Origin of the sequence: Bacteroides cellulosilyticus (genome assembly GCF_020091405.1) — a bacterium.
In the GTDB taxonomy this organism is placed as follows: Bacteria; Bacteroidota; Bacteroidia; order Bacteroidales; family Bacteroidaceae; genus Bacteroides.
In genome coordinates this window covers 6,379,502-6,404,663 of record NZ_CP081903.1, presented here as the reverse complement: position 1 = coordinate 6,404,663, position 25,162 = coordinate 6,379,502, and the positions used below count along the sequence as shown (strand labels likewise).

Annotated in this window: 23 protein-coding genes and 1 tRNA gene; 17 read left to right on the top strand and 7 right to left on the bottom strand. The window is 42.2% G+C overall.

What is annotated here, in order from left to right; genetic code table 11:
* Positions 1-33 precede the first annotated feature (33 nt).
* Positions 34-1,053 (bottom strand): phenylalanine--tRNA ligase subunit alpha, encoded by a 1,020-nt coding sequence (pheS, locus tag K6V21_RS24595; RefSeq protein WP_217714452.1) that lies wholly within the window; start codon positions 1,051-1,053, stop codon positions 34-36.
* A 366-nt stretch (positions 1,054-1,419) separates the two neighbouring features.
* Complete coding sequence (locus tag K6V21_RS24590) at positions 1,420-1,650, bottom strand: hypothetical protein (RefSeq protein ID WP_224320206.1); 231 nt, start codon at positions 1,648-1,650, stop codon at positions 1,420-1,422.
* A gap of 266 nt (positions 1,651-1,916) precedes the next feature.
* Here K6V21_RS24590 and K6V21_RS24585 point away from each other — a divergent pair, with 266 nt between their 5' ends.
* The gene (locus tag K6V21_RS24585) at positions 1,917-2,603 is read left to right on the top strand and encodes an energy transducer TonB (protein WP_007214747.1); all 687 of its coding nucleotides are present in this window, start codon (positions 1,917-1,919) and stop codon (positions 2,601-2,603) included.
* 183 nt (positions 2,604-2,786) lie between these two features.
* On the opposite strand, the gene K6V21_RS24580 is transcribed toward K6V21_RS24585, so the two are convergent.
* Positions 2,787-2,863, bottom strand: a tRNA-Ala gene (locus K6V21_RS24580).
* A 112-nt stretch (positions 2,864-2,975) separates the two neighbouring features.
* Here K6V21_RS24580 and K6V21_RS24575 point away from each other — a divergent pair.
* The 3 genes from K6V21_RS24575 to pulA all read left to right on the top strand — a co-directional run bounded on the left by K6V21_RS24575 (position 2,976) and on the right by pulA (position 5,911).
* A complete protein-coding gene (locus tag K6V21_RS24575; protein ID WP_217714482.1) occupies positions 2,976-3,281 on the top strand; it encodes a DUF4286 family protein in 306 nt (101 codons plus the stop codon).
* Complete coding sequence (gene ruvC / locus K6V21_RS24570) at positions 3,278-3,847, top strand: crossover junction endodeoxyribonuclease RuvC (protein WP_007214744.1); 570 nt, start codon at positions 3,278-3,280, stop codon at positions 3,845-3,847. The genes K6V21_RS24575 and ruvC overlap by 4 nt, the downstream gene beginning before the upstream one ends.
* Positions 3,848-3,913: 66 nt before the next feature.
* Positions 3,914-5,911 carry a type I pullulanase gene (gene pulA, locus K6V21_RS24565; protein ID WP_224320205.1) on the top strand — a complete coding sequence of 666 codons (1,998 nt, stop codon included), beginning with the start codon at positions 3,914-3,916 and terminating at the stop codon, positions 5,909-5,911.
* Positions 5,912-6,028: 117 nt separating this feature from the next.
* Here the strand turns inward: pulA and K6V21_RS24560 are convergent, their stop codons facing one another.
* On the bottom strand, positions 6,029-7,069 hold the full coding sequence (locus tag K6V21_RS24560; protein WP_224320204.1) for a TQO small subunit DoxD: 1,041 nt from the start codon (positions 7,067-7,069) through the stop codon (positions 6,029-6,031).
* A gap of 11 nt (positions 7,070-7,080) precedes the next feature.
* Positions 7,081-7,302 (bottom strand): DUF6132 family protein, encoded by a 222-nt coding sequence (locus K6V21_RS24555; RefSeq protein WP_224320203.1) that lies wholly within the window; start codon positions 7,300-7,302, stop codon positions 7,081-7,083.
* A gap of 193 nt (positions 7,303-7,495) precedes the next feature.
* Here K6V21_RS24555 and K6V21_RS24550 point away from each other — a divergent pair, with 193 nt between their 5' ends.
* The 11 genes from K6V21_RS24550 to K6V21_RS24500 all read left to right on the top strand — a co-directional run bounded on the left by K6V21_RS24550 (position 7,496) and on the right by K6V21_RS24500 (position 18,628).
* The gene (locus K6V21_RS24550) at positions 7,496-8,947 is read left to right on the top strand and encodes an ATP-binding cassette domain-containing protein (RefSeq protein ID WP_195653725.1); all 1,452 of its coding nucleotides are present in this window, start codon (positions 7,496-7,498) and stop codon (positions 8,945-8,947) included.
* Between the two features lie 12 nt (positions 8,948-8,959).
* Positions 8,960-10,282, top strand: a complete 1,323-nt coding sequence (locus tag K6V21_RS24545) for a hypothetical protein (protein WP_224320202.1) — start codon at positions 8,960-8,962, stop codon at positions 10,280-10,282.
* 158 nt (positions 10,283-10,440) lie between these two features.
* Positions 10,441-11,646: a 6-bladed beta-propeller gene (locus K6V21_RS24540; protein ID WP_224320201.1), complete on the top strand. Its 1,206-nt coding sequence runs from the start codon at positions 10,441-10,443 to the stop codon at positions 11,644-11,646.
* Positions 11,647-11,649: 3 nt separating this feature from the next.
* On the top strand, positions 11,650-11,901 hold the full coding sequence (locus K6V21_RS24535) for a hypothetical protein (RefSeq protein ID WP_224320200.1): 252 nt from the start codon (positions 11,650-11,652) through the stop codon (positions 11,899-11,901).
* 358 nt (positions 11,902-12,259) lie between these two features.
* Positions 12,260-12,673, top strand: a complete 414-nt coding sequence (locus tag K6V21_RS24530; RefSeq protein WP_224320199.1) for a hypothetical protein — start codon at positions 12,260-12,262, stop codon at positions 12,671-12,673.
* 146 nt (positions 12,674-12,819) lie between these two features.
* Positions 12,820-13,473 carry a DedA family protein gene (locus tag K6V21_RS24525; RefSeq protein ID WP_224320198.1) on the top strand — a complete coding sequence of 218 codons (654 nt, stop codon included), beginning with the start codon at positions 12,820-12,822 and terminating at the stop codon, positions 13,471-13,473.
* A gap of 13 nt (positions 13,474-13,486) precedes the next feature.
* Positions 13,487-14,134 (top strand): DUF47 domain-containing protein, encoded by a 648-nt coding sequence (locus tag K6V21_RS24520; protein ID WP_217714462.1) that lies wholly within the window; start codon positions 13,487-13,489, stop codon positions 14,132-14,134.
* Between the two features lie 14 nt (positions 14,135-14,148).
* Positions 14,149-15,171 carry an inorganic phosphate transporter gene (locus K6V21_RS24515; RefSeq protein WP_224320197.1) on the top strand — a complete coding sequence of 341 codons (1,023 nt, stop codon included), beginning with the start codon at positions 14,149-14,151 and terminating at the stop codon, positions 15,169-15,171.
* A 131-nt stretch (positions 15,172-15,302) separates the two neighbouring features.
* Entirely contained in the window at positions 15,303-15,959 is a 657-nt protein-coding gene (gene fsa / locus K6V21_RS24510) for a fructose-6-phosphate aldolase (RefSeq protein ID WP_007214717.1), read from the top strand.
* A 113-nt stretch (positions 15,960-16,072) separates the two neighbouring features.
* Positions 16,073-17,950 (top strand): LTA synthase family protein, encoded by a 1,878-nt coding sequence (locus tag K6V21_RS24505; protein WP_224320196.1) that lies wholly within the window; start codon positions 16,073-16,075, stop codon positions 17,948-17,950.
* A gap of 6 nt (positions 17,951-17,956) precedes the next feature.
* Positions 17,957-18,628 (top strand): phosphatase PAP2 family protein, encoded by a 672-nt coding sequence (locus tag K6V21_RS24500; protein WP_217714472.1) that lies wholly within the window; start codon positions 17,957-17,959, stop codon positions 18,626-18,628.
* A 2-nt stretch (positions 18,629-18,630) separates the two neighbouring features.
* Here K6V21_RS24500 and K6V21_RS24495 read toward each other — a convergent pair whose 3' ends face one another.
* On the bottom strand, positions 18,631-21,171 hold the full coding sequence (locus K6V21_RS24495; protein ID WP_410490257.1) for a carboxypeptidase-like regulatory domain-containing protein: 2,541 nt from the start codon (positions 21,169-21,171) through the stop codon (positions 18,631-18,633).
* A gap of 422 nt (positions 21,172-21,593) precedes the next feature.
* Positions 21,594-22,463 carry a GLPGLI family protein gene (locus K6V21_RS24490; protein ID WP_224320195.1) on the bottom strand — a complete coding sequence of 290 codons (870 nt, stop codon included), beginning with the start codon at positions 22,461-22,463 and terminating at the stop codon, positions 21,594-21,596.
* Between the two features lie 214 nt (positions 22,464-22,677).
* Between K6V21_RS24490 and K6V21_RS24485 the strand changes: the two genes are divergently transcribed.
* Together K6V21_RS24485 and K6V21_RS24480 are read left to right on the top strand one after the other, a co-directional pair.
* Positions 22,678-24,204 carry a sensor histidine kinase gene (locus K6V21_RS24485; RefSeq protein WP_224320194.1) on the top strand — a complete coding sequence of 509 codons (1,527 nt, stop codon included), beginning with the start codon at positions 22,678-22,680 and terminating at the stop codon, positions 24,202-24,204.
* Between the two features lie 63 nt (positions 24,205-24,267).
* The gene (locus K6V21_RS24480; RefSeq protein ID WP_118404072.1) at positions 24,268-24,966 is read left to right on the top strand and encodes a response regulator transcription factor; all 699 of its coding nucleotides are present in this window, start codon (positions 24,268-24,270) and stop codon (positions 24,964-24,966) included.
* Positions 24,967-25,162: the final 196 nt, after the last annotated feature.

The following is a 25,162-nucleotide window of genomic DNA, read 5'->3' as shown; positions in this document are numbered from 1 at the left end:
TGAGAGTTGAGAATTCTCAACTCTCTACTTATTTTAGTAAGCGGCTTCGAATTCCTTCAGGAATCTTGTGTCGTTTTCGGAGAACATACGAAGGTCTTTCACCTGATATTTCAGGTTCGTAATACGCTCGATACCCATACCAAGGGCATATCCGCTGTATACCTTACTGTCGATGCCGTTACTTTCCAATACGTTGGGGTCTACCATACCGCAACCCAGGATTTCTACCCAACCGGTATGCTTGCAGAACGGACAGCCCTTTCCGCCACAAATGTTACAACTGATGTCCATTTCGGCACTGGGTTCCGTGAACGGGAAATAAGACGGACGCAGACGGATCTTGGTATCTTCGCCGAACATTTCTTTGGCAAAGAGCAATAACACCTGTTTCAGATCAGTGAAAGATACGTCTTTATCTACGTACAACGCCTCTACCTGATGGAAAAAGCAGTGTGCGCGATAGCTGATAGCTTCGTTACGATATACGCGTCCCGGGCAAATGATGCGGATAGGAGGTTGTGAAACTTCCATAACGCGTGTTTGTACGGATGAAGTGTGCGTACGCAATACGATGTCGGGATGTGCTTCGATAAAGAAGGTATCCTGCATGTCGCGTGCGGGGTGATCTTCGGCAAAATTCAATGCGGAGAACACGTGCCAGTCATCCTCAATTTCCGGACCTTCGGCAATGCTGAAACCCAGACGTGCAAATATATCGATGATTTCGTTTTTTACGATGGTGAGTGGGTGACGTGTACCCAGTTCTACCGGATAAGCGGAACGAGTGAGGTCAATGTCGTCACAACCCGTATCCTGGCTTTCGAACTGTTCTTTCAGGGCGTTAATCTTGTCCTGCGCCTTGTTTTTCAGTTCATTCAGTCTCATGCCGACTTCTTTCTTCTGTTCGGCAGCCACGTTGCGGAAGTCTGCCATCAAGTCATTGATAGCACCTTTTTTACTAAGGAATTTGATGCGGAGTGCTTCCAGTTCCTCGGCGTTGGCAGCTTTCAGTGCTTCCACTTCTTGTAGAAGCTGGTTGATTTTATCTATCATATCGTCGTTATTATTTATTTCCGAAATACATAAAACGGTGCAAAGATACAACTTTATCATGATTTCGCTCCCAATCTTTTTATAAAATTAATCGGTCGCGGGGAAAAAGTCTGTGGCTGGTTAGGTGTAAATCTTCGTAGCATCTCCATGCAATCTCCGTATCAGGTCCGTATCAGGTCCGTATTAAGTCCGTATCAAGTCCGTAGATGCTCCGTATCAGCTCTATGTTTTACCTGATTTCTTAGACACGGAGCAACTACGGAGCAACCACGGACCAGATACGGGCCGGGTACGAATCGTATAGATTGCGGATAATCATTATCCTTGTCAGCTATGCACCGTTCTTCTTATTATCTTTGTGGGAGGTTAATTAGCTTCTTCTTTGTTCTTTTTTAGTGCTTTCTGATAAAGTTCTTCTTGCAATACACAGAATTCTGCTACAAGCTCAATGGGAATACATGAGTCATTTTCATCTTCCGCATTATTCATCAATTGCTCGATTTTTTTAGAGAGGGAAATGTAACGCTGCATTTCTGGGTCATAAGGGTTAAGCGTATGCAGTATGATGTCGCTTTTCCCTGATTTAGTTTGTTTCATTTTTTATGATTGATTTATTAGGCAAAGGTAGTAGCTTTTTTTAGTATTCTTAAGTATTCTGGCGTAAATAATCTTTTTGCTAAGCAATTTTTTCGAACAGATATTAAAAAAGCATATTAATAGGCCTCTCTGATAACAACTTAATAGCTATTCAACTATCTTTATTACAGAAAATAGTGGCCACAAGTGTTTTCGCATTACTAACAATATCTGTATAGTGTCGGATTCTTAACGGAAGACATTGTATAGTAACTAATTTGTAAACTATGGAAACCAAGAAAACACCCAAAGCAAACTTGGAAAGCAAGAGACCCACGTGGTTACTTGTAGGTTATGTAGTCGTACTTGCCTTCATGTTCGTAGCGTTTGAATGGACGCGTGATATTAAGATTGACACGAGTGGTCGTATCGTCGAAAATGTATTTGAACAGGACATGGAGATCCCTCTTACAAGGCAGCCTGAGGTTGCTCCCCCACCTCCACCTCAAGTTACTCCTATTAATGATGTTTTAACAATAATAGATGATGACGCTAATGTAGAAGAAACCAATTTCGCTTCCTCGGAAGAAACCGGTGAGGATGTGGTAGTGAAACATATACCTGTCACGGTGGACGAAGATGTGCCGGTAGAAGATGAGATTTTTGAAGTTGTGGAAGAAAATCCGCAATTCCTCAATGGTGGTACAGTCGGTCTTTTACAGTATTTGAGTAAGAATATCAAGTACCCCACCATTCCACAAGAGAATGGAACCCAGGGGCGTGTAACTGTGCAGTTTGTTGTAAACAAGGATGGTAGTATCGTGGATGTGAACGTGATAAGAGGTGTTGATCCTTATCTGGACAAAGAAGCGGTTCGCGTTATTTCTACCATGCCGAAATGGAAGCCCGGAAAACAACGTGGCGTACCCGTACGCTGCAAGTTTACAGTGCCTGTGACGTTTAAGTTACAATAGGATAAGTTTTAGCAATCATTGCATTGTTTGATTAAAGGTGAAATGGTTTGTTCGAGTGTGGATGCTTGAATGAACCATTTCACTTTATTCACTTACTACTTTTCCGGATTTATAAAAGATAGATGAGGAAAATGGAATAAAAAAAGGAATATATCATCTTTCTGATATATTCCTCGTTTTCTATGGTGGAGAGTATCGGACTCGAACCGATCACCTCGACACTGCCAGTGTCGCGCTCTAGCCAGATGAGCTAACCCCCCTTTTTTGACCCTTCGCTAACGTTTGCGAGGTTTCTCTCTTTTTGGTGGCGCAAATATAATGCATTATTCTGAAATAATTGCTATGTTTGCGAAACAAAGTGAAAGAAAAAATATGCTGATTTATAATACAACCTATCAAGTAGAAGAAGGACAGGAAGATAACTTCCTGATCTGGATCAAAGAATTCTATTTACCCGAAGTAGAAAAGGCAGGGGCATTGCATACACCGCGCATGGTTCGTGTACTCAGCCACCGTGAAGAGGGCAGCACTTGTTATTCCCTTCAGTTTGAAGTGGAAAATTCCGGTATATTGCATCGCTGGCATCTGGAACAGGGAACGAAGTTGAACGAAGAGCTGGTTAAGATATTCCAGGATAAAGTAGTAGGGTTTCCTACACTGATGGAGGTGATAGAGTGATACAGCCTGTCAAGGAAAAGATAATTCTGGGCATTGACCCCGGTACGACCATTATGGGTTACGGAGTTTTGCGTGTGCAGGGAACAAAACCTGAGATGATAGCTATGGGCATTATTGATCTGCGCAAAATGGGTGATCATTACCTGAAATTACGTCATATACACGAACGGGTGTTGAGTATTATCGAGAGCTATCTGCCTGATGAACTTGCCATTGAAGCACCCTTTTTCGGGAAGAATGTACAGTCTATGCTGAAGTTGGGGCGTGCACAAGGTGTTGCCATGGCGGCCGCTCTCAGCCGGGATATACCGATCACGGAATATGCTCCTTTAAAAATTAAAATGGCTATCACCGGAAACGGTCAGGCTTCCAAGGAGCAGGTAGCGGATATGTTGCAACGCATGTTGCATTTTGCAAAGGAAGATATGCCTACATTTATGGATGCTACGGACGGTCTTGCTGCCGCTTATTGCCACTTTCTGCAAATGGGACGTCCTACAGTAGAGAAAGGATATCACGGCTGGAAAGATTTCATTGCCAAGAATCCCGATAAAGTAAAGCGATAATATCTCATACCTAATACTTGATACTTAATACTTAATACATGACATTTAATACTTAAAATAACGACCATGAAACTGAATGAACTTGCCTTGATTGGAGTGGCTGCTGCTACGATTGTCAGTTGTTCTCCGGCAAAAAAAGAGTACGCATCTTATGAGCTGTATCCTGTCCGCTCGGACGACTTGACGGAGATGGAGTATACTCCTGAAGTTACAAATTTTACATTGTGGGCACCCACTGCCGATGAAGTACGTCTGATGTTGTTTGATACCGGTGACGGTGGTCATGCTTATGAAACCGTTTCGATGGTGGCTGATAAGGAAGGAACCTGGACAGCAAAGGTGGAGAAAGACCTGATAGGGAAATTCTATACTTTCAACGTAAAGATTAAAGATAAATGGCTGGGGGATACTCCGGGCATCAATGCTAAATCCGTAGGAGTGAACGGAAAGCGTGCCGCAATTATAGATATGAATGCGACTGATCCCGAAGGTTGGGCAGCCGATAAACGCCCTGCGTTGGCTTCTCCGGCAGATGCGGTTATTTATGAAATGCATCATCGCGATTTCTCTATTGATCCTTCTTCCGGTATTCAGCACAAAGGTAAATTCCTGGCATTGACAGAAGAAGGTACATTGAGTCCTGAACAATTGGCAACCGGTATTGATCACTTAAAAGAACTGGGGGTGACGCACGTACATCTTCTGCCATCTTATGACTATGCTTCCGTAGACGAGGCCAGATTGGATGAAAACAAATACAATTGGGGATATGATCCGCAGAATTACAATGTGCCTGATGGGTCATATTCTACCGATCCTTTTGATCCTGCTGTTCGTATTAAAGAGTTCAAACAGATGGTGCAGGCGTTGCATAAAGCAGGAATTCGCGTAGTGCTGGACGTGGTGTATAACCATACATTCAATACGGCTGAAAGCAACTTTGAACGTACGGTGCCGGGATATTTTTATCGCCAGATGCCGGACGGCAGCTTTGCTGACGCTTCCGCTTGCGGCAATGAAACGGCAAGTAACCGCCCTATGATGCGGAAATATATGATAGAATCCGTGTTGCATTGGCTTAATGAGTATCACCTTGACGGTTTCCGCTTTGACCTGATGGGAATTCATGATATAGCAACGATGAATGAAATTCGTAAGGCAGCCACAGCGGTTGACCCGAGTATCATTATTTATGGTGAAGGTTGGGCGGCTAAAGCTCCCCAGATGCCGGAAGACTCGTTGGCTATGAAAGCAAATACTTACCGGATGCCGGGTATTGCTGCATTCTCTGATGAAATGCGTGATGGATTGCGTGGTCCGTTCAATGATAATCATCAAGGTGCTTTTCTTGCCGGAGTTCCGGGAGGAGAGGAGAGTATCAAGTTTGGTATTGTTGGTGCTATCAAGCATCCGCAAGTGGACAATGATTTGGTGAATTATAGTAAGGCTTCCTGGGCTGAACAGCCGACACAGATGGTCAGTTATGTTTCTTGTCATGATGATATGTGCTTGGTTGACAGACTGAATGCAAGTGTTCCGGGTATTACGCCACAGGAGTTGATAAAATTGGATAAATTGGCTCAAACGGCTGTATTTACTTCACAAGGCATACCGTTTATTTATGCCGGTGAAGAGGTGATGCGTGATAAGAAGGGCGTGCATAACAGTTACCAAAGTCCTGACTCTATTAATGCTATTGACTGGAAACGTAAAGCAGAACATGCAGATGTTTTCGCTTATTATAAAGGTTTGATACAGTTACGCAAGAATCACCCTGCTTTCCGCATGGGAGATGCGGATCTGGTACGTAAACATTTGGAATTCCTTCCGGTGGAGGGCGGTAACTTGATAGCCTACCGTTTGAAGGAACATGCCAACAGTGATGCATGGGAAGATATTATAGTGGCGTTGAACTCACGTAAAGAACCTGCTAAACTGACAGTTCCCGAAGGTAAGTATACGGTTGTTTGCAAGGATGGTTTCATCAGTGAAAAAGGATTGGGTACACTTTACGGATCAGAAGTGATCGTTCCTGCACAGTCTGCGTTGATTATTTATAAATAAGAATAGCGTATATATAATAAAATATCGCCCCTACGAGTTGTGTTACTTGTAGGGGCGCATCTGTATTCGCCCGGATACATAAAAATTGAGAGTTTGGGCATTATATTATAGTTTGTGTTATTCTTTAGCGATATCCGTTTTCCAGGTAATTCCGCTTATATCCATTAATTCAAGTTTATATATTCCAGTTGGTATATCGCTAGTGTTTTTTTCAATATTAATTTCTGCTTTAGCCCCTAATGGAATAACGAGACTATGTTCCCCGGGTTTTACTTTTGCAACATATTTATTACGTATATTGCTCACCGGGAAATTAGCTAATTCTTCTGCATTCAGTTCAAGTACATTATTACCTGCATCATCTTTTAAAGTGATACCAATCAGAAAAGAACCGTAAACATCTATTCCCTCAACTCTTGATATTGTGAATTTGAGTTTGTTACCCTTTAACTGGGCATCAGAGATTTCGATTTTGGGTTTTACGGATTTATTATGTAATTCACCCCATACCCCACCATGGAAAACCTGATTGGTATAAAGTGTTAGTGCCAGAATGGCTATGCTGCCGGTAACTACTATCTTTTTTACAGTATTTTCTTTTATAGATAAATTTCCGGATGCTATCCAAGGGTACCATTTACGTTTTTTCAGCCAGGGAGTTTTGGGCATAAGTATACGGTCGAGAGAATAAAATCCACCACCTGTCATGAATACAGTGAATCCGGATGCGACTCCTAAAACTCCAATTTGCCATTCGTCCAGGCAAGTTGAGCCAATCCAGCCCGAACCTAATAATATTCCTCCTGCCAGCCCAATCACTCCTGCACTTGCCAGTCTTGTGAAATATCCTAATATAAATAGTAAACCTACAATAGCTTCTATGATGGTGAAAAGAACCATTGCCCACCAAAGGATATCCGGAGTGCTTACGAGATATTCTATGACTGGCTTTATGCCCAATGAATTCGGTAGAAAGTGGTTAAATTTTTCACCGATATATCCCGGGGCATCTTCTACCAGCTTATTTTCCAGAACTAATCTTCGCCAGAATGCAGAAAAATAAGTCCATCCGACTACCAGGCGGAGAGCCAGCGAAAACATACCGGAAAGGTTATAGGTCTGGCCTAACGGGCGTTCTGGTGTTGATTCTTTCTCCATAGACTCCTGTATTATTTATTTTGATTGTTCTTTTTTATGATATTTGGCTGCAAAATGTTCCCTAATAGGCCACCCATGACAGTTCCCCACAATGTGCTGTTTAGTGGAGATGAGATAATTGGACAAGTACCCGTGCTACAGCCGACATACCTCCAATATAGATAGCCGCCAATAGCCCCGACTATTGCACCTACGATTGTAGGCCAATATCTTTTAGCGAATGTTTTTTCCATCCTTTTTTAATACTTTTGATACATGTCTTTTAAAGAAACAGATTTCCTAGGGAAATTGTTTCCCAATATATGGATTATTTTTCATATTAGTTGCTTAAAAAAGGAAGAATTGATTAAACTGCTCTCATTTTGAGCATTTAAAAGGAAAACTTGGTATCTTTGTGGCATCACTAAACAAAATACGTCTGAAATAATGCAACCATATACTATATGTTTGACGGGTGGTGTGGCCCGTAATCCACTTGTGCGATTAGCTGCACCTGCTTCCGCATCTTTTCCGGCAGATGAACACATTGCCATTGTCGGACCTAACGGTTCTGGAAAAAGCCTTTTGGTAGATATGCTTATCGGAAAATACCCTTTGAAGGAAGGAACAATAACCTATGACTTTTCTCCTTCAACGTCAAAAACAGTCTATGAGAATATCAAATATATTGCTTTTCGCGATACGTATGGTTCGGCGGATGCCAACTATTATTATCAGCAGCGCTGGAATACTCATGATCATGATGATGTTCCGTTAGTTAGGGATATGTTGGGAGAAGTCAGGGATGAAAAACTGAAACAAGAACTTTTTGAATTATTCCGTATTGAACCTATGCTGGATAAGCCGATGATTCTTCTTTCCAGTGGTGAATTGCGTAAATTTCAGTTAGTGAAAGCACTGCTTACAGCTCCCCGTGTTCTTATCATGGATAATCCTTTCATTGGACTGGATGCCCAGACCCGTGAATTGCTGAATACTTTGTTGGCAGGACTAGCCAAACGCTCTGCCGTACAACTTATCCTGATACTTTCTATGATGGATGATATTCCCTCATATATTAATAAAGTACTGCCGATAGCTAATCGTACGGTAGGGCAAATGATGCAACGTGATCAATATCTTACCATATTCCGGAATGCAGATATACTTGTACCCGAAGATTTACAGCAGCGTGTTATTGACCTTCCTTATGATAATACCAATTATGTATCCGATGAAGTGGTCCGATTGAATAAAGTCAGTATTCGTTATGGTGACCGTACTATTTTGAAAGAACTGGACTGGACAGTGATGCGAGGACAGAAGTGGGCGTTGAGTGGTGAGAATGGAGCGGGAAAGTCTACTTTACTTAGTCTTGTGTGTGCCGATAATCCTCAATCATACGCTTGCGATATCAGTCTGTTCGGGAGAAAGAGAGGGACGGGGGAGAGCATTTGGGAAATAAAGAAACATATTGGTTATGTCAGCCCTGAAATGCACCGTGCTTATTTGAAGAATCTACCGGCGATTGAAATAGTTGCCTCCGGCCTGCACGACAGTATCGGACTATACAAGCGTCCGAAAGCGGAACAGATGTCTGTTTGTGAATGGTGGATGGATATTTTCGGTATTGCTGCCTTAAAAGACAAACCTTTCTTGCAATTATCCAGCGGTGAGCAACGTCTGGCACTTCTGGCACGTGCTTTTGTAAAAGATCCGGAATTATTGATATTGGATGAGCCTTTGCATGGTCTGGATACATACAATCGTCGGCGGGTAAAGAAGATAATCGAAGCATTTTGCCGCCGGCAGGATAAAACCATGATTATGGTTACCCACTATGAAAGGGAGTTGCCCGCTACTATTACAGATCGCATAGCTTTAAAGCGTAATCGGTAATCAGTCAAAATTATGAAGAAACTGTTATTCCTGTTTTTGATACTTTCTTTCCTCTTTTCTTGTGGGAGAGGGAAGGTACCGATAAGTGAAAGTTCCCGGATAATACCCGACTCTTTTGCGATTGGTTTGAATTTGTATAATAAAGGAAGGGCAGTTTATCATCATTCCAATAACATGGACAGCATGTTATTCTATATGCAATTGGCTGAAGGTTTCTTCATACGTGATGGGCATAAAGCGCAGGTGAACCGTTACATTGCTTCTGTCTATTCGGCAAGAGGAGAATCGGATGAGGCTATCCGTTATTTTCTGAGGGCCAGTCGTACGGCAGAAGAATGGCAGTATAGTTTTATCTGTCAGGGAATAGCTGATGCTTATACTGCTGCCGGGCGTTTCCGGGAGGGGGTATCTGGATTAGATTCTATACGGAAGAATATGGATAACAGGCAGATGGTACCTTATTATCATTTAGCTAAAGGAAATCTTTGGGCCGGTATCAACGAATATGATTCTGCTTCTACCTATTATCGTATTGCGTCGATGTCCTTGAACCGTTGGGTTGCAGCCGAGGCATCCCGGAGGTTGAAGTTGCTATACTCTTCGCTGGGGAAAGACAGCTGCTCTTTCTATTCAGCACTTGCTGCTAATGAGCATCTTGTAAATGAACTGAGAAGAGAGGAAGGAGTTGAAAGCCGGACGAAGTATGAAAAGGCTAAACTGGAAAATGAACTGAACCGGTTGAAAATAGATAAGCAGAGGCGGGAAATCTGGCTGTTAAGTTTGGGACTTTGTTTTGTTGTGGCATTTGCTGCGAGTTATATTGTTTGGCAACGTCGCAAACGCCAGATGTATAAGCAGCTTTGGCGTGAGCAATCCCTGAGACTGAGTCAGACGGAACAATTGTTACAGCAGTCGGAAGAGTTGAGTATATTGCGCGAAAAAGAGAGTCTGCTTCGCGAATCGCTTTTTCGACGGATGAAGTCGTTTCATAAAATTCCCTCTTTGGAAAAAGAAGAAGAGAGTACTGAAGAGGAAAATGATAATCAAAATCGACGTATAGCCTTGTCTAATGAAGAGTGGGAGGATATACGCCAAACGGTGGATGGAAGTTATGATAATTTTTCAGCGCGGTTGCTGGAAGCTTTTCCGGGATTGAGCATGAAGGATGTGTATTTCTGTTGCCTGGTGAAAATAAACGTTAGTATTAAAGATCTATCTGACATTTACTGTATCAGTCGTACCTCGATAAGTCGTAAGAAACAGCGGATGAAACGAGATAAGTTGGGATTGACGGAGAATAATGAGACTTTGGATGATTTTTTGCGCCGTTTTTGAGCTTTTGTCTATACTTATTGTGATTGATTAATTTATATGTAGCTTATAATCATGTATTTATGTGCTTGACAACTTGTACCTTTTGTCTATAAGATAATTTGTATTTCCTTCCTTGTCCAGCTATCTTTGCCTCATTGTTTCATGTAAAAAATAAGAATATGAAAAGCAAACAATGGAAAAGTGCAGGACTGATATGCCTGATGTTTATTGGAGGGTTGAGTTCTTGTACAAATGGTGGACAAGGATCAAAAGGTGATGCATTAGACGCACAACCGATAGTTGGTTCGGTGGAGATTTTAAACGGAGATTCTGTATGGGTTTGCAACCTATCGGCACTGAAAGATACATTAGTACTTCCATTGAGTTATTTTGCAGATGAATTGCAGATTGTGAAGTTGGATAACCGGGATGAAGCATTGGTGCCTGTGCGGAATGTGATTGTTTCTGACAATTATATATTGGTATGGGGCAAAGACCAAACTCCTTTTAAGCTTTTCGATAAATCAGGGAAGTTTCTTGGCAATGTGGGGGCGTTTGGACAAGGTCCCGGTGAGTATCAGTTGATTTATGATGCTCAGATAGACGAGGCTGGTGGGCGTATATATTTGCTTCCATGGAATGCAAGATCTCTGCTGGCCTATGATTTGAAAGGACAGGCTGTACAGAACATTCCATTACCTAGTTTGGTGCCGAAAGGTGTCTTCAAGGCAAATACAAAGGATTCTCTTTTGTCTGTATTCCTTCTGCCTTTTGATTATTTGCCGTATGTGGCATGGACTCAGAAGTTCAGTGGAGAAATACAAGATACGATACGTTCACGCCATCTGGCCTTAAAACCTGATTTCAGCAATGAGGTACACAGTAATAAGAATGGTGCTGATTTTGATGTATCTCTTTCCCCATTCTGGGAACGCCGTTCGGATAGCCTTTATCATTATGCCAACGGGCGTTTGAATCCTCGTTTCACTATGAGTTTTGCTAAGAAAGAGGTTCCTATCCATGATTATAGGGAACTTCCACATCATTTCTTGGGAAGTATATTTGTAGAAAAACAAGTGGATGAAAATAATTTTACGACTGAGGTCCCTGCCGATTTTGTCATAGATAAACAGTCTTTGAAAGGGGCTTTCTATAAAGTGGAGAATGACTATCTGGGAAATTTACCTATTTCTTGGTTTTCAGACTGTTGCTCAAACGGATATTATACGGCCAACATGGAACCTGTAACTCTGAAAGAAACATTGGAAAAATATCTGGTAGATGCTAAAGACATTTCTGCTGCCGACCGGGAACGTGTACAAAAGCTGGCAGATAGCATTCATGAGAATGACAATAACTATATTCTGTACGCTAAGTTGAAATAATAAATGAAACACTTACTTTACATTATATTGCTGTCTCTATCGTTTCTCTCTGCCTGCAAGCCGCGGGCAGAGCAGAAACAGCGGGAGGCGAACGACACGATTATTGCAGAAACTCCGAAAGTAATACAAGATGCTCAGCTGGTGGCCGGATGTGTGACATTAAAAGATGAGGATTTCGGAGAACTTATAGAATTGGCTGGTATTCATCAAATATTAGATGAAGAAGGTCCTATCTATTGTTTCTCCTTCCGGTAACCGGATGGCATATGCCTATAAATATTTTCGTAAAGTCTTGGTAATGGATACATCTGCTCAAACCGTACGGGATATTACTTTTGCTGCTGTGTGGAAGCCAAGAATGATATACTAACATTAGGTCCGGATAATGTGACTTATTATTGGGGAATATCTGCTGCGAATGATTATTTCTTCCTATAAACTTGACCATTGGGGCAGGGTTGTATCAGATGGGAAGCGATTGTATCAGGTATGTTATATGTATGACGATCCGCTCTTTTTGTATATATTACCCGGAAAAGAATAAAGGAGGTTCGTAAGATAAAAGGCTAAAATGATTCATCTCTAAAAAATACTTTTTATATTTGCAGCCGTTATGGCGAAGTATATACTTTTATTTTGCATGTTATTAGGTGTATTCCTTGTATCGGGATTCGAATCTGTGTCCGGTGGTGTGAAGGAGTATGGGGAACTTTGTGTAACAGACCTGCAGCAGGGTAGGACGGAATGTAATATATCTGAGGCAGGTGCAGAGCAATGTAGGAAAGTTGTCTATGGCGGAGAATATGCAAGTAAGGCTATTGGTAATATAGCAACATCCGTTTCACGCAGTAATATTCCTTCTTCACAAGTTCTAAGATTTAATGCCCTTTCAGTTGTAGCAAAGATCGTCAAATCCATAAAGGTGCTACTTCCCGAAGAAAAAAGAATGTCTTTTCCGTATCAACTCTCTCTTACTCACTATTCCAGTAGATACTATATCTATGCGTTAAGACATATTATTATTTAATCTTTCTCTTTTCTATAAGGCATTTAGTGTGTCTTATATCTTCTTATTACTTCAATTCATATGTATTCCTCTCATTGAGAATAACTGGAAAGTCATATCTCTGTTGTGGAATATGTATATACCTATATGTTAATATTCAATAGATAATGGAATTTATATTAGATTTTATTCTTCACATTGATCAATATATGATAAACATTGTGCAGGAATATCATGCCTGGACTTACATAATATTGTTCATAATCATTTTTTGTGAAACGGGATTGGTTGTTACTCCTTTTCTTCCGGGAGATTCATTACTCTTTGTGGCGGGAGCTATTGCCTCGTTACCCGGGACGCCTCTTGAGGTAAATATTCTTGTTTTGATCTTGTTTTTCGCCGCAGTTTTGGGAGATTCTTGTAATTATATGATAGGGCATCTCTTCGGACGCAAATTGTTCAATAATCCCAAATCCAGAATATTCAAACAAAGTCATTTGGATAAAACACATGAATTTTATAAAAAGTATGGAGGCAAGACCATAATTATAGCCAGGTTTGTCCCTATTGTGCGCACTTTTGCTCCGTTTGTAGCAGGAATGGGTAAAATGCATTACTATTATTTCATGGTATACAATCTGATAGGAGGTGCAGCTTGGGTGGCACTTTTCTGCTATGCCGGATATTTCTTCGGAGACCTCCCGATTGTACAGGAAAATCTTAAATTGTTGATTGTGGCAATTATAGTTATATCCATATTACCTGCCATTATAGAGGTGATACGGGCAAAAAAAGAAATCAAAAAAACAGAAATAATTTGATATATTTATTCTTATGAAAAATTCTTTTTTTAGCAGGTTTACTCCCAAAGAACCTAAGTTCTTTCCTCTGTTGAAACAATTGTCTGAGATTTTGTCTGCATCATCCACTCTTTTGGTAGAAAGTTTACAACATGATAAACCGGAAGAGAGAGCAGATTATTATAAAAGAATAAAAGACCTGGAACGTGAGGGGGATAAATTAACTCATTTAATCCTTGATGAGCTTGGAACTACTTTCATTACTCCTTTTGATCGTGAAGATATTCATGCGTTGGCTTCAACCATGGATGACGTTATAGACGGGATAAACAGTTGTGCCAAACGTATTAATATCTATAATCCCCACCCGATTTCCGATAGCGGAAAAGAGTTGAGTCGCCTGATTCAACAGGAGGCTGTATATATTGGCAAGGCGATGGATGAACTTGAAACTTTCCGTCAGAAACCGGCCGCATTGCGTGGATACTGCAATAAGTTACATGATATAGAAAATCAGGCAGATGATGTATATGAACACTTTATCACGAAGCTTTTTGAAGAAGAAAAGGATTGCATTGAACTTATCAAGATTAAAGAGATCATGCATGAATTGGAAAAAACAACCGATGTGGCAGAGCAGGTAGGTAAGATACTAAAGAATCTGATTATAAAATATGCATAGAAGAAGCTGAGAACATGGAATTATTAGTAATAATTATTGTACTGGCTCTGATATTCGACTATATCAATGGCTTCCACGATGCGGCAAATTCAATAGCCACTATTGTATCGACCAAAGTTCTTACTCCCTTTCAGGCAGTAATATGGGCGGCTTTCTTTAACTTCGTTGCATTTTTTATTGCCAAATATTTAATCGGCGGTTTCGGTATAGCCAATACTGTGTCCAAGACTGTGATGGAACAGTTTATAACACTGCCTATTATATTATCCGGAGTGATTGCTGCCATAGCATGGAATCTGTTTACCTGGTGGAGAGGTATTCCCTCATCTTCTTCCCATACCCTTATTGGCGGATTTGCAGGAGCCGCCATTATGGCTCATGGTTTCGATGCTATTCAACTCAATATCATTCTGAAGATTGCGGCTTTCATATTTCTTGCTCCTTTGATAGGAATGATTGTTGCCTTCGGATTTACATTGTTGGTTCTTTATGCTTGTCGGCGTGCGCATCCCCATACGGCTGAAGTCTGGTTTAAGAAATTGCAACTTGTCTCTTCGGCTATGTTCAGTATAGGGCATAGTTTGAATGACTCGCAAAAGGTAATGGGTATTATAGCGGCGGCCATGATAGCAGCCCATTCGGAAGGCTTGGGAATGGGAATAAACAGTATTGAGGATTTGCCGGATTGGGTGGCATTTTCGTGTTTTACAGCCATTTCTCTTGGTACAATGTCCGGTGGGTGGAAGATTGTGAAAACGATGGGTACCAGGATTACTAAAGTAACACCTTTGGAAGGTGTTGTCGCGGAAACAGCCGGTGCTTTTACTTTATATCTTACGGAGTTCTTGAAAATTCCGGTGAGTACTACACATACAATTACCGGAGCTATTATTGGAGTCGGTGCTACCAAAAGACTCTCCGCTGTACGTTGGGGAGTGACAAGAAGTCTGATGATTGCTTGGGTGCTGACGATCCCGGTGAGTGGGCTTTTGGCAGCCGGAGTTTATTGGATTATTGGCTTGTTCTGTTCTTTATAAGGATAAAATAGCATGCACTGAAAACATTTAACTAAACTATCTGTTCTTATTATATATGCTTCACATTCGTAAATTCAATTAGTTTGATGTAGCATGATTATCTTTTAAATCACAATAAAACAGTTTATACCATGAAGTTTTTTATTGACACTGCAAATTTAGATCAAATCCGGGAAGCCTATGATATGGGCGTTCTTGATGGAGTGACAACCAATCCTTCGCTCATGGCGAAAGAGGGTATCAAAGGAGTAGATAACCAGCGGAAACATTATGTAGAAATCTGCAACATCGTGCAAGGCGATGTCAGTGCCGAAGTAATTGCTACGGATTATGAAGGTATGATTAAGGAAGGTGAAGAACTTGCTGCACTCAACCCTCACATCGTAGTAAAAGTTCCCTGTATTGCCGACGGTATCAAGGCTGTCAAATATTTCACTTCCAAAGGTATCCGTACCAATTGCACATTAGTATTTTCCGTAGGACAAGCATTGCTGGCCGCCAAGGCAGGAGCTACTTATGTTTCTCCGTTTGTCGGGCGTCTGGATGACATCTGTGAAGACGGTATTGCACTGGTAGGCAAGATTGTAGAAATGTATCGATATTACGGTTATACTACACAGGTACTTGCAGCTTCCATTCGTCATACAGCGCACATCATGCAATGTATTGAAGTGGGGGCTGATGTAGCAACCTGTCCGTTGTCTGCCATCAAAGGTCTACTCAATCATCCGTTGACGGATTCCGGGTTGAAAAAGTTCCTTGAAGACTATAAACGTGTAAACGGATAATAAAAAATACTCTATAAGCCTATCTTTCACGGTTTTCTTGAACAATATTGGCGTAAAATAGAATAAAACAACTATTTTTGCGCTCAATATAAATATAAAAAGAGAAAAAGCTGATGAAAGAAAGGCTTATTGGATTGATAAAGACGTACATTCTCTTCGTCTGTATCTTTATACTACAGAAACCGTTATTTATACTCTACTACAGTTCTTTGTATGCAGGAACTTCCTGGACAGACCCTTTCAAGGTTATCTGGAATGGTTTACCCCTCGACCTCTCGCTTGCCGGATATTTAACGGCTATTCCCGGACTACTCTTCATAGCGTCCGCCTGGACACTTTCCAAGGCACTCCGCCGCATCTGGAACGGCTATTACTTCTTCATCGCTATTTTGCTCGCTGTCATTTTCATTGTTGATATAGGTTTATATGAGTATTGGGGCTTCCGTCTGGATGCTACACCGCTTTTTTATTTCTTTTCTTCTCCCAAAGATGCGCTGGCAAGTATCAGTATATGGCAGGTGCTGGGAGGAATAGTAGCCATGATCCTGTATGCATCATTGCTTTACGCTCTTTTTCTTTGGATACAGAAAGGTATCTGGAAAAGGATGAAACTGCCTTATCGCCGATTGTCGGTGTCAGGTGTAATGCTGTTACTGACCGGTTTGCTCTTTATTCCTATCCGTGGCGGTTTTACCGTTTCTACAATGAACACCGGCAAAGTTTATTTCAGTTCCAACCAACGCTTGAACCATGCAGCTATCAATCCGGCATTCAGCCTGATGGAATCTCTATCCAAGCAAAAGGATTTCGGCAAGCAATATCGTTTTATGGAAGCGGCACAGGCGGATGAGTTGATAAAGAATCTGGTAGATCCGTCAGTGCTGGACAGTACTGCAGTGGTTCCCGATACTTTACGTACGACTTTATTCAAGACAGAACGCCCCAATGTTATCTTTGTTATATTGGAGAGCTTCTCATCCAGATTGATGACAACTTTGGGCGGTGAACCGGATATTGCTGTACAGATGGACAGTCTGGCAAAGGAGGGAGTACTCTTTACAAACTTTTATGCCAACAGTTTCCGCACAGACCGTGGACTGGTGGCTATTCTGAGTGGCTATCCCGCACAGCCTACCACGAGTATCATGAAGTATCCCCGTAAGACACAGAATCTTCCTGCCATTGCAGGTAGCCTGCGTGATGCCGGATACCGTACTAAATATTATTATGGAGGTGATGCCGACTTTACGAATATGCGTTCCTATCTGATGTCTTCCGGTTTCGAGAATATTATTTCCGATCAGGACTTTCCCGTATCAGAGCGCTTGAGTAAATGGGGAGCGCATGACCATCTTGTTTTCAACCGTCTGCTGGAAGATATGAAAGCTGAGGCGGCAGACACAACTTCGGCGGAAAATGCCCGTCCCTTTTTCCAGGTATTGCAAACCTCCAGCAGTCATGAACCCTTTGAAGTTCCGTATCGCCGTCTGGCGAATGATCGTTTAAACGCTTTTGCTTATACTGATAGTTGTGTAGGCGACTTTGTGAAGCGTTTCCGCGAATTGCCCCAATGGAAGAATACAGTGCTGGTATTGGTTCCCGACCACTTGGGCGCGTATCCCGAACATTTGAATAATCTATCGGTAGATCGTTACCAAATCCCCCTGTTATTGATAGGAGGTGCGGTTAGCGAACCAAGACGCATTGATATATATGGTTCCCAACATGATATTGCGGCTACTTTATTGGCACAATTATCATTGCCACATCAGGATTTTGTGTTCAGTAAAGATATGCTGAATCCGGCTTCTCCACATTTTGCATTCTTTGCCGTTCCGGATGCCTTTGGTATGGTGACACCGGACAATCAGTTGATATTTAACTGCGAAGCTAATGCCGTGGCAGTAGATGAAGGCAGTACGAAAGGCAAGAACTTGCTACCGGGCAAGGCCTATTTGCAGAAATTGTATGATGACATTGCTAAAAGATAAAACAAGATGATGCTATTAGAACTTTTGAATGAGGTTGTTGACATTGATACTGACATATTCCTCTCCATCAATCGGATGCACAGTCCGTTCTTTGATTATTTCATGAGTACCTACAGTGGTAAATGGATTTGGATACCCATGTATGCCGCCATTTGGTACGTGATGCTACGCAATTTCCATTGGAAAGTGACTTTGTTCTGCATGGTCGGTCTGGCACTCGTAATTACCATTGCCGACCAGACGGGGGCAACATTGATACGTCCGTATGTGGAACGTCTCCGCCCTTCCAATCTGGAAAATCCTATATCCGATATGGTGCATATTGTAAATGGACGTCGAGGAGGGCGTTATGGTTTCCCGTCTTGCCATGCTGCCAATACTTTTGGCCTGGCATTCTTTGTCTGGTTTCTTTTCCGTAAACGATGGCTCACCGTATTTATGATGGGGTGGGCGTTGCTGACCTGCTATTCACGTATCTACCTGGGAGTACATTATCCGGGCGATCTCATAGTGGGAACACTGATCGGATTATTGGCCGCATATATTGTATACCGCCTTTTCCTGAAAGTCAGCGGACATAAGACTATGGAGAAAGTTCCCCACATTTATGCTCCGATACTGGTGGGCGGATTGACGATAGTGGGGATACTGATATATTCCACAGTGATGATCTTATAGATTCAGAACTGATAATTGACTGTCACCATTGCTTCCCTTGGACGTATATTTAGCCGTGAAGTGTAACTTTGCGTGGCGGAATACGTTGTGTAAGCATACTCTTTTTTGTTGAAGAGATTGTTAAGGGTTGCTTCCAATCTCCATTTTTTTCTTTTATAGATAAGGGATGCATCTGCGAATACTGTGTTGAGATGTGTGTTTCCTCCCAGGTCATTCCGGTAATGCTCGCCGGAGAGCCGCAGGTCTACTTGCCCGATACTGAATGTGAGATGTAATCGTTGTACGAAGTCCAGTAACGGGGTGAGACGGGGGTCACTTCCTATCTTGCTGCCACCGTAGCCTAATGTGGCATGATATTCCGCTTCAAAAACATCTGCGGGCGACCAGATTATTTTAGGCTCTGCTTTCAGATAATCATAACGATAGGTTTGCAGAAGACTTTGTTGATTGCCCTCGCTGTCAGCCAAGCGGGTAAGCTGCTCGCCATTGCTGCGACTGAGTAGTAGGGTGAGTGAGGTTTTCAAATGCCAGTCATATATACCTTTGGACAGGGTGCTGCTGAGATTCCAGCTATCGTTATGGTTCGGTAATTCACGACGGGTGTAGACAATGGCATCTTCGGAAACACTCTGTTCGAAAAGGGTATTCCGATTGCTGCGGCTGTAGGTTAGTGCGGCGGTGATGAAAAATTCCTGTACAGTGTTTTTGTACTCTCCGTAGAGATTGTAGGTTTGCGTGGTGCTGGTAGGGAAAAGTCCGTTGCCGTCTCGCCAGGTGCGGTAATCGGTTTGGTAGAGTCCCGGATACAAGTCGGAGAAATCTCCTGCTGAACGTTTCAGACTGCCATAAAGGGAGAACGTCCAATGATAATCCAGTTTATAACGCAAATACATGGACGGATTGAAGAACAGGAACGAACGCTGTTGTGAGAAATACCATTCTGCTTTCAGAGGAAGGGAAAGCGTAGTCAGCCATTTTCCCCGTTTCAGCTGGAAGTAGGGGGTAAGATATAATGATAGATGCGAAGCATTGAAATCATAGGACTGTCCTGCCGGGGTATATTTCAGGGTAGCCCGTTCCCCTTGTATTCCTGCTTTATATTGTTGGGTAAATCCATTATACTTTCGTAGATATGCGGCACTGTTATCTGTGTAGAAGTTATGCTGGTTGAATTTACTTTTTCCTTCTTCGAGTAATAAGGATGCAGGCTGGTAAGCATACTGCGCTGCCGAACGGAATTCCCAGGTTCCGCTTTCCCGGTTCCGGATAAGATTGAAGTAGTTTCCGGCACTTAGTTGTGAAGTTTGCAGAGTTTGTCCCAGTTCCTCCGAACGTCCGCGATTTATTTCTCCGTCTACGGTGAAGCGGTTGGATATATAATTCCGGCTGCTGTTATCTTCATAACGCAGTTCCAGATTAGCGATGTCACTTCTTAGACGATAATGGTAGGTTTCGTCTATTTGTATGGTATCTGTCGGTTGATAATAGATTTGGGTATTTCCCCGTTGCTGTTGGATTAGATCATGAGTATATCCGGCTTGCAGGCGCAAGCTGCGGTCATCATTCCATTTGTACATGCGGTTACCGTTCAGGGTGTGGGTTTCATTGAATAGCAAGCGATTCTTGTCTAATGGTGCGCTGATGCCCGGCTGGGAGAGAAAACCGGAAAGCGGAACTTGTTGCTGGTTATTTCCGGTCAGTCTTGTTTGCTCGTTGCTGAGATCCTTGCCATTGTTATTTGTCTTGTAATTATAGACACTCTGTTTTCCTTTACCCAGTTGAAGGGCATTCAGTCCGCCTTCCCACAGGATTTTGTCGTTGTTGTCACTCCATCCGGTTCCCAGGGTACCGTTTGTTATCCATTGGTCACGTGCTTTCGGGTCCAGTTTCAGGTTCAATGCCACTTCTTCGGAATTAATTTTTCCTTTCAAGGCCTTTACCGACTGATAGTTCTCCATGATTTCCGCACTCTTTACGGCTTTGGCACTCAGATTGTTGTTGATTTGGTTATAACGTCCGCCTGTCACATCCATTCCTTCCACAAAATAATGGTCGATGGCCTTCCCTTTATACTTTACCTGTCCGTTTTCATCTATATCCACACCCGGAAGTTTCTTTAATACATCCTTTATGTGTACATCTTTGGATGAGGCAAACTGTGCCAGGTCATATCTTACCGTATCCTTTCGGGTATTGATACGTCCGGGACGTATTTGTACTTCTTTTAGCATAATCGATTCTGCCTGTAGGTTGATATTCAGGGTTCCTGCTGCACTGATATTGCGCATCTCTCTCTTATAGCCTAACAGGGAAACATTAAGCTGCAATGTCCCGCTATGCTTCCAGGGCAGAGAATATTGCCCTTTGGTGTCGGTCAGCGTGTAATCTATCATCATGTTTCCGCGTAACACACTAATCATTACAGCTTCCAGCGGTTGATGGGTTTCTGCATCTGTTATTATTCCGCTCAGAGTTTGAGCACGACTAATTGTTGAGAAATAAAGAAAAGAGAGGAAAGCCATAAAGAAAACTGATCTGTTCATATATTCAATTCATTAAAAAAATAAAGGATACGGTTATTAGTCCATCTTTTATTCCGATGATGACTTTATAAATATATATATGATAGTAAAAAGTACTTATATATATCTATATTCCGATATCATCACTTTACAGATGAAAATTCCCCAGTTGAATAGGTGTTAACTCCCCAGCTGGGGAGTAACGCATTCCCCAACTGGGGAGCAACGCACTCTCTAACCGGGGAGTAACGCACTCCCCAGCTGGGGAGTTAACCCCCCCTAAAATGGGAGGTGTTACCCCCTCTACAATGTACTGTAGCGTGGGTCAGCAAAATTCAGCTTGTCCAGTCATTAAAATCAGAAGATAAAGAATAAGGAGATAAATATAGAAAAATAGGCATGTATAATTATTGACAATTAGCCTGTAGCTTGCAGCTCGTAACTCATTCACCCCGTTCCAATGGATTATGAGGAATGTTCTTCGGGTTCTTGGTTGCATTACCGTGTTCATCACTTATTTTGATGGTAACGTTTGGCATACTTCCGGTGATAAATCCTACCGGATCTGCATAATAGCGTTCATGTACTTTGTTGTATGCTTTACGATTTATCGGTTCATGCTTCTTTCCATCGAAGAGTATGGGTCTGTCAGTATGGCATTGCTCTATACCTATGGCAGTGAATGAATAATGCCCTTCACTGTCTACGGCTTTTAGTATCAGTCCAGGCAGTCCGCATAATTTCCAGGGACCTTCGCTGACAGGAATTTCTGTAGTGAACCATGCTGTCCATGTCCGTCCTTTGAACCGACATTCGGCTTTGCCGCAGAGGTAGGAGAGGATACTGTCGTTTTCTGCCAGTATCTTCCACTGCGGACGTTCATCCGGTTCTTCACAACGCAGGCGGGATATGCCTGCTATTTCATCGAGAGTCGTTACTTTTCCGGCAGGATAACCTCTGAATGTGCGTTCGCTCAGTTTGCTTGTCCCGTATTGTTTCAGATGTTCATTAATCATTTCCTGCGAGGCTTTATTGGCGAAGTCCACTGCCAGTACGGAGTCGCAAACATACTTGGTGTAACTATAGAACTTGGAGAGATTTTTACCGACTTCCAACATCATAGTTTCTTCCGTAACATTTTCCGGCTTTTCCGTATTGCTGATACAGCGCGTTTCATATTGCACAAGGAGCTGTGCCTCACCGATGGTATCATTTTGGATTTTCGTTCCATCAGAAACGATGATTTGTGCCTTTGCCTGTGATGTGAACAACATGGCGAGACACAGATTAAGAAAGATAATTCTTGTACTCATAGTTTTACTTTTTAGAGGTTTGACATGCTGTTGCCAGCAAATATTGTAGTGCAAAACTATGCGGATTTTACTTCAGAAGAGGCTGAAAGTTATTACTGAAATATTACTCAATGCATAATATCTGCCTCGCACGTACTTATATTTGCAAGCTAACTTTTACCTTTGCCGGTACTAAATGAAAGTCTTTCTAAGCGAGACTAAAAAAAGAACAATTATGGAACAACGGATTAAGATCGTTTGGATATTCTCCATCGTATCGATGCTGCTTATTACCTGCGGACAGGTCTACTGGTTGCGTAATCAGTATCAGTATATGAATGATGAACAGATCAATGATATTTATGATCGCATCTTGCAGACCACTCAACAGTATGACTCTATCCGTACTCCTCAACCCAAAAAGGTGCTCAACAATGCCAATATGTTCTTCTATCAGCTGAGCAAATCCATTGATTTGGAACACCGCACCACCATTGATGAAGTGATTTTGGGTGCTCTGAAAGGAAGAGAGCTGGAGAACATGGGGGTGAATGTAGAAACTCTCAAGATAGAGACGCGAGATTCGGCTAAGGTGGATGACCAAACAAAGAAAACACAGCGTGAGCAATGGACGTTGGATAGTATCATTCCTAAAGAAAGAATCATCGTTATGGATTCATTTAAGATTAATATGTCCGATAAGGATGCTCCTAATCTGAATTCGGTGATTAATCTTTATCGTCTTGAATTGGATGTACCTTTCGCATTGCAGCAATTTGATTCTTTGCTTGCCATGCGCCTGGACAATCAACTGTTTACTACGCATCTGGTGGTTACCGAAGATTCCATTTACCGGTGGAATGCTGAGCTGAAACGGCAAGGTACATTGTTCAATCCGTATATAGAAGTAATGTATCCTTATAATCCCCTGAAACGCCAGTTTGTGCTTGTTTCCGTGAAGGTTTCGCCCCATGCGGTACTCGTGCGTATGGGTTGGCAGTTAGTGGGCAGTACCTGCCTGATCTTTTTGCTGGGGCTTTGTCTGCTGTTTCAGATAAAAACCATCTTGAAGCAACGGCGGATAGACGAACTGCGAAAAAGCTTTGTAAACACTATGATACATGAACTGAAACGTCCCGTCCAGGCTCTGAAAATGTGTATAGCCTTTCTCAATGACAAGTCTATGCGAATAGACGAGAAAGCAATGGATGAAGTGATTCACGATTCCATGTCCGAGCTGGATAATCTGTCGGCCTATCTTTCAAAATTACGTGATATGACGCGTGCCGATGATGAACACACGCAGCTTTCTGTCCGTACATTTGATATAAAGACGAGTTTGGAAAAGCTTGTCCGGCTTTACCATGTTCCTGAGGATAAGGATGTTTCTATTGAAACCCATTTCAGTTCGGAGACTCTGGTAACGGCGGATCCGGTGCATGTTTCCAATATTATCAGTAATTTGATAGAGAACGCCGTGAAGTATTCGGGCAGGTCTGTGCATATTGTTGTAGATTGTCTTTTGCAGGATCACCAATTAATGATACGGGTGTCTGATGATGGTATCGGCATTCCGGTTTCCGAACAGAATCGTGTATTTGATAAGTTCTATCGGGGCAGTAATCTTCCCGACCGTTCGTTGCCCGGTATTGGTCTGGGGTTGAGCTATGTAAAGTTGCTGGTAGAAGCGCATCATGGAAGTGTCTCTTTAAATAGCCAGCCAGGCAGGGGGACAACGATTGAAATTAATATTCCCCAATGAAGAAGTTACAAGCTACGAGTTACAAGTAACGAGTTGCTTGTCTTTGAAAAAACATTCAACTATATGAAAGCCTTGAAAATACTTTTTGCCGATGATGATTTGAAGTACTCGATGTTGCTGAAACGCTTTCTTGAGAAGGAAGGCTATGAAGTGACTTATGCCGGAAACGGTACGATTGCTCTGGAACAGTTTCCGCTTGTAAAGCCCGATTTGGTATTGCTCGATATCAATATGCCCGGTTACAATGGCTTTGAAGTGGCCGAACGCATCCGTGAGACGGATAAACATGTCCTAATCTTCTTCCTTTCCGACCGTAGCGATAAGGCCGACCGCCTGCAAGGTTTCCAGCTTCGTGCGAACGATTATCTTGCCAAGCCGTTTTATCCGGAAGAACTTATAGCCCGTATCCATGAACGTTTTACTTCCCAACTTTCCGATACGGTGGAGGAAGAAACTTACCGTTTTGGTCACTCTGTCTTCAATTACAGTACCAATGAAATACGAACGGGAAATAATAAGGTTCTTATTACCTCCCGTCAGGCAGAGATTCTCCGCTTGTTGGCGAAGAATCTCAACTTGGCTGTAGACCGTGACTTGCTGTTGAATACAGTTTGGAGCAGTGCCTCTTATGCAAACTCTTTGGCGCTGAATGTGCAAATTACTTATTTGCGTAAGGCGCTTCGCAATGATCCTTCAGTGAAGATAGAATCGTTGATGAAGAAAGGGTATATATTATCCTTTAATGACTGCAATGGGCGATAAGGTAGTCAGAATACGTACCTACTTTGGCATCGGGATAAATTGACGATACTTTCACCGGAATCATTCCGACAGGATATGATACAGGTACTTCGTGCAACTCTATCAGGCTATGAAACAGGAGAAAGCTATGCAATAGATGAATAAATGGCTTTCAAAGTATATTTTCTGCCTCTTTTAATCTTCTTTTATGGAAGTC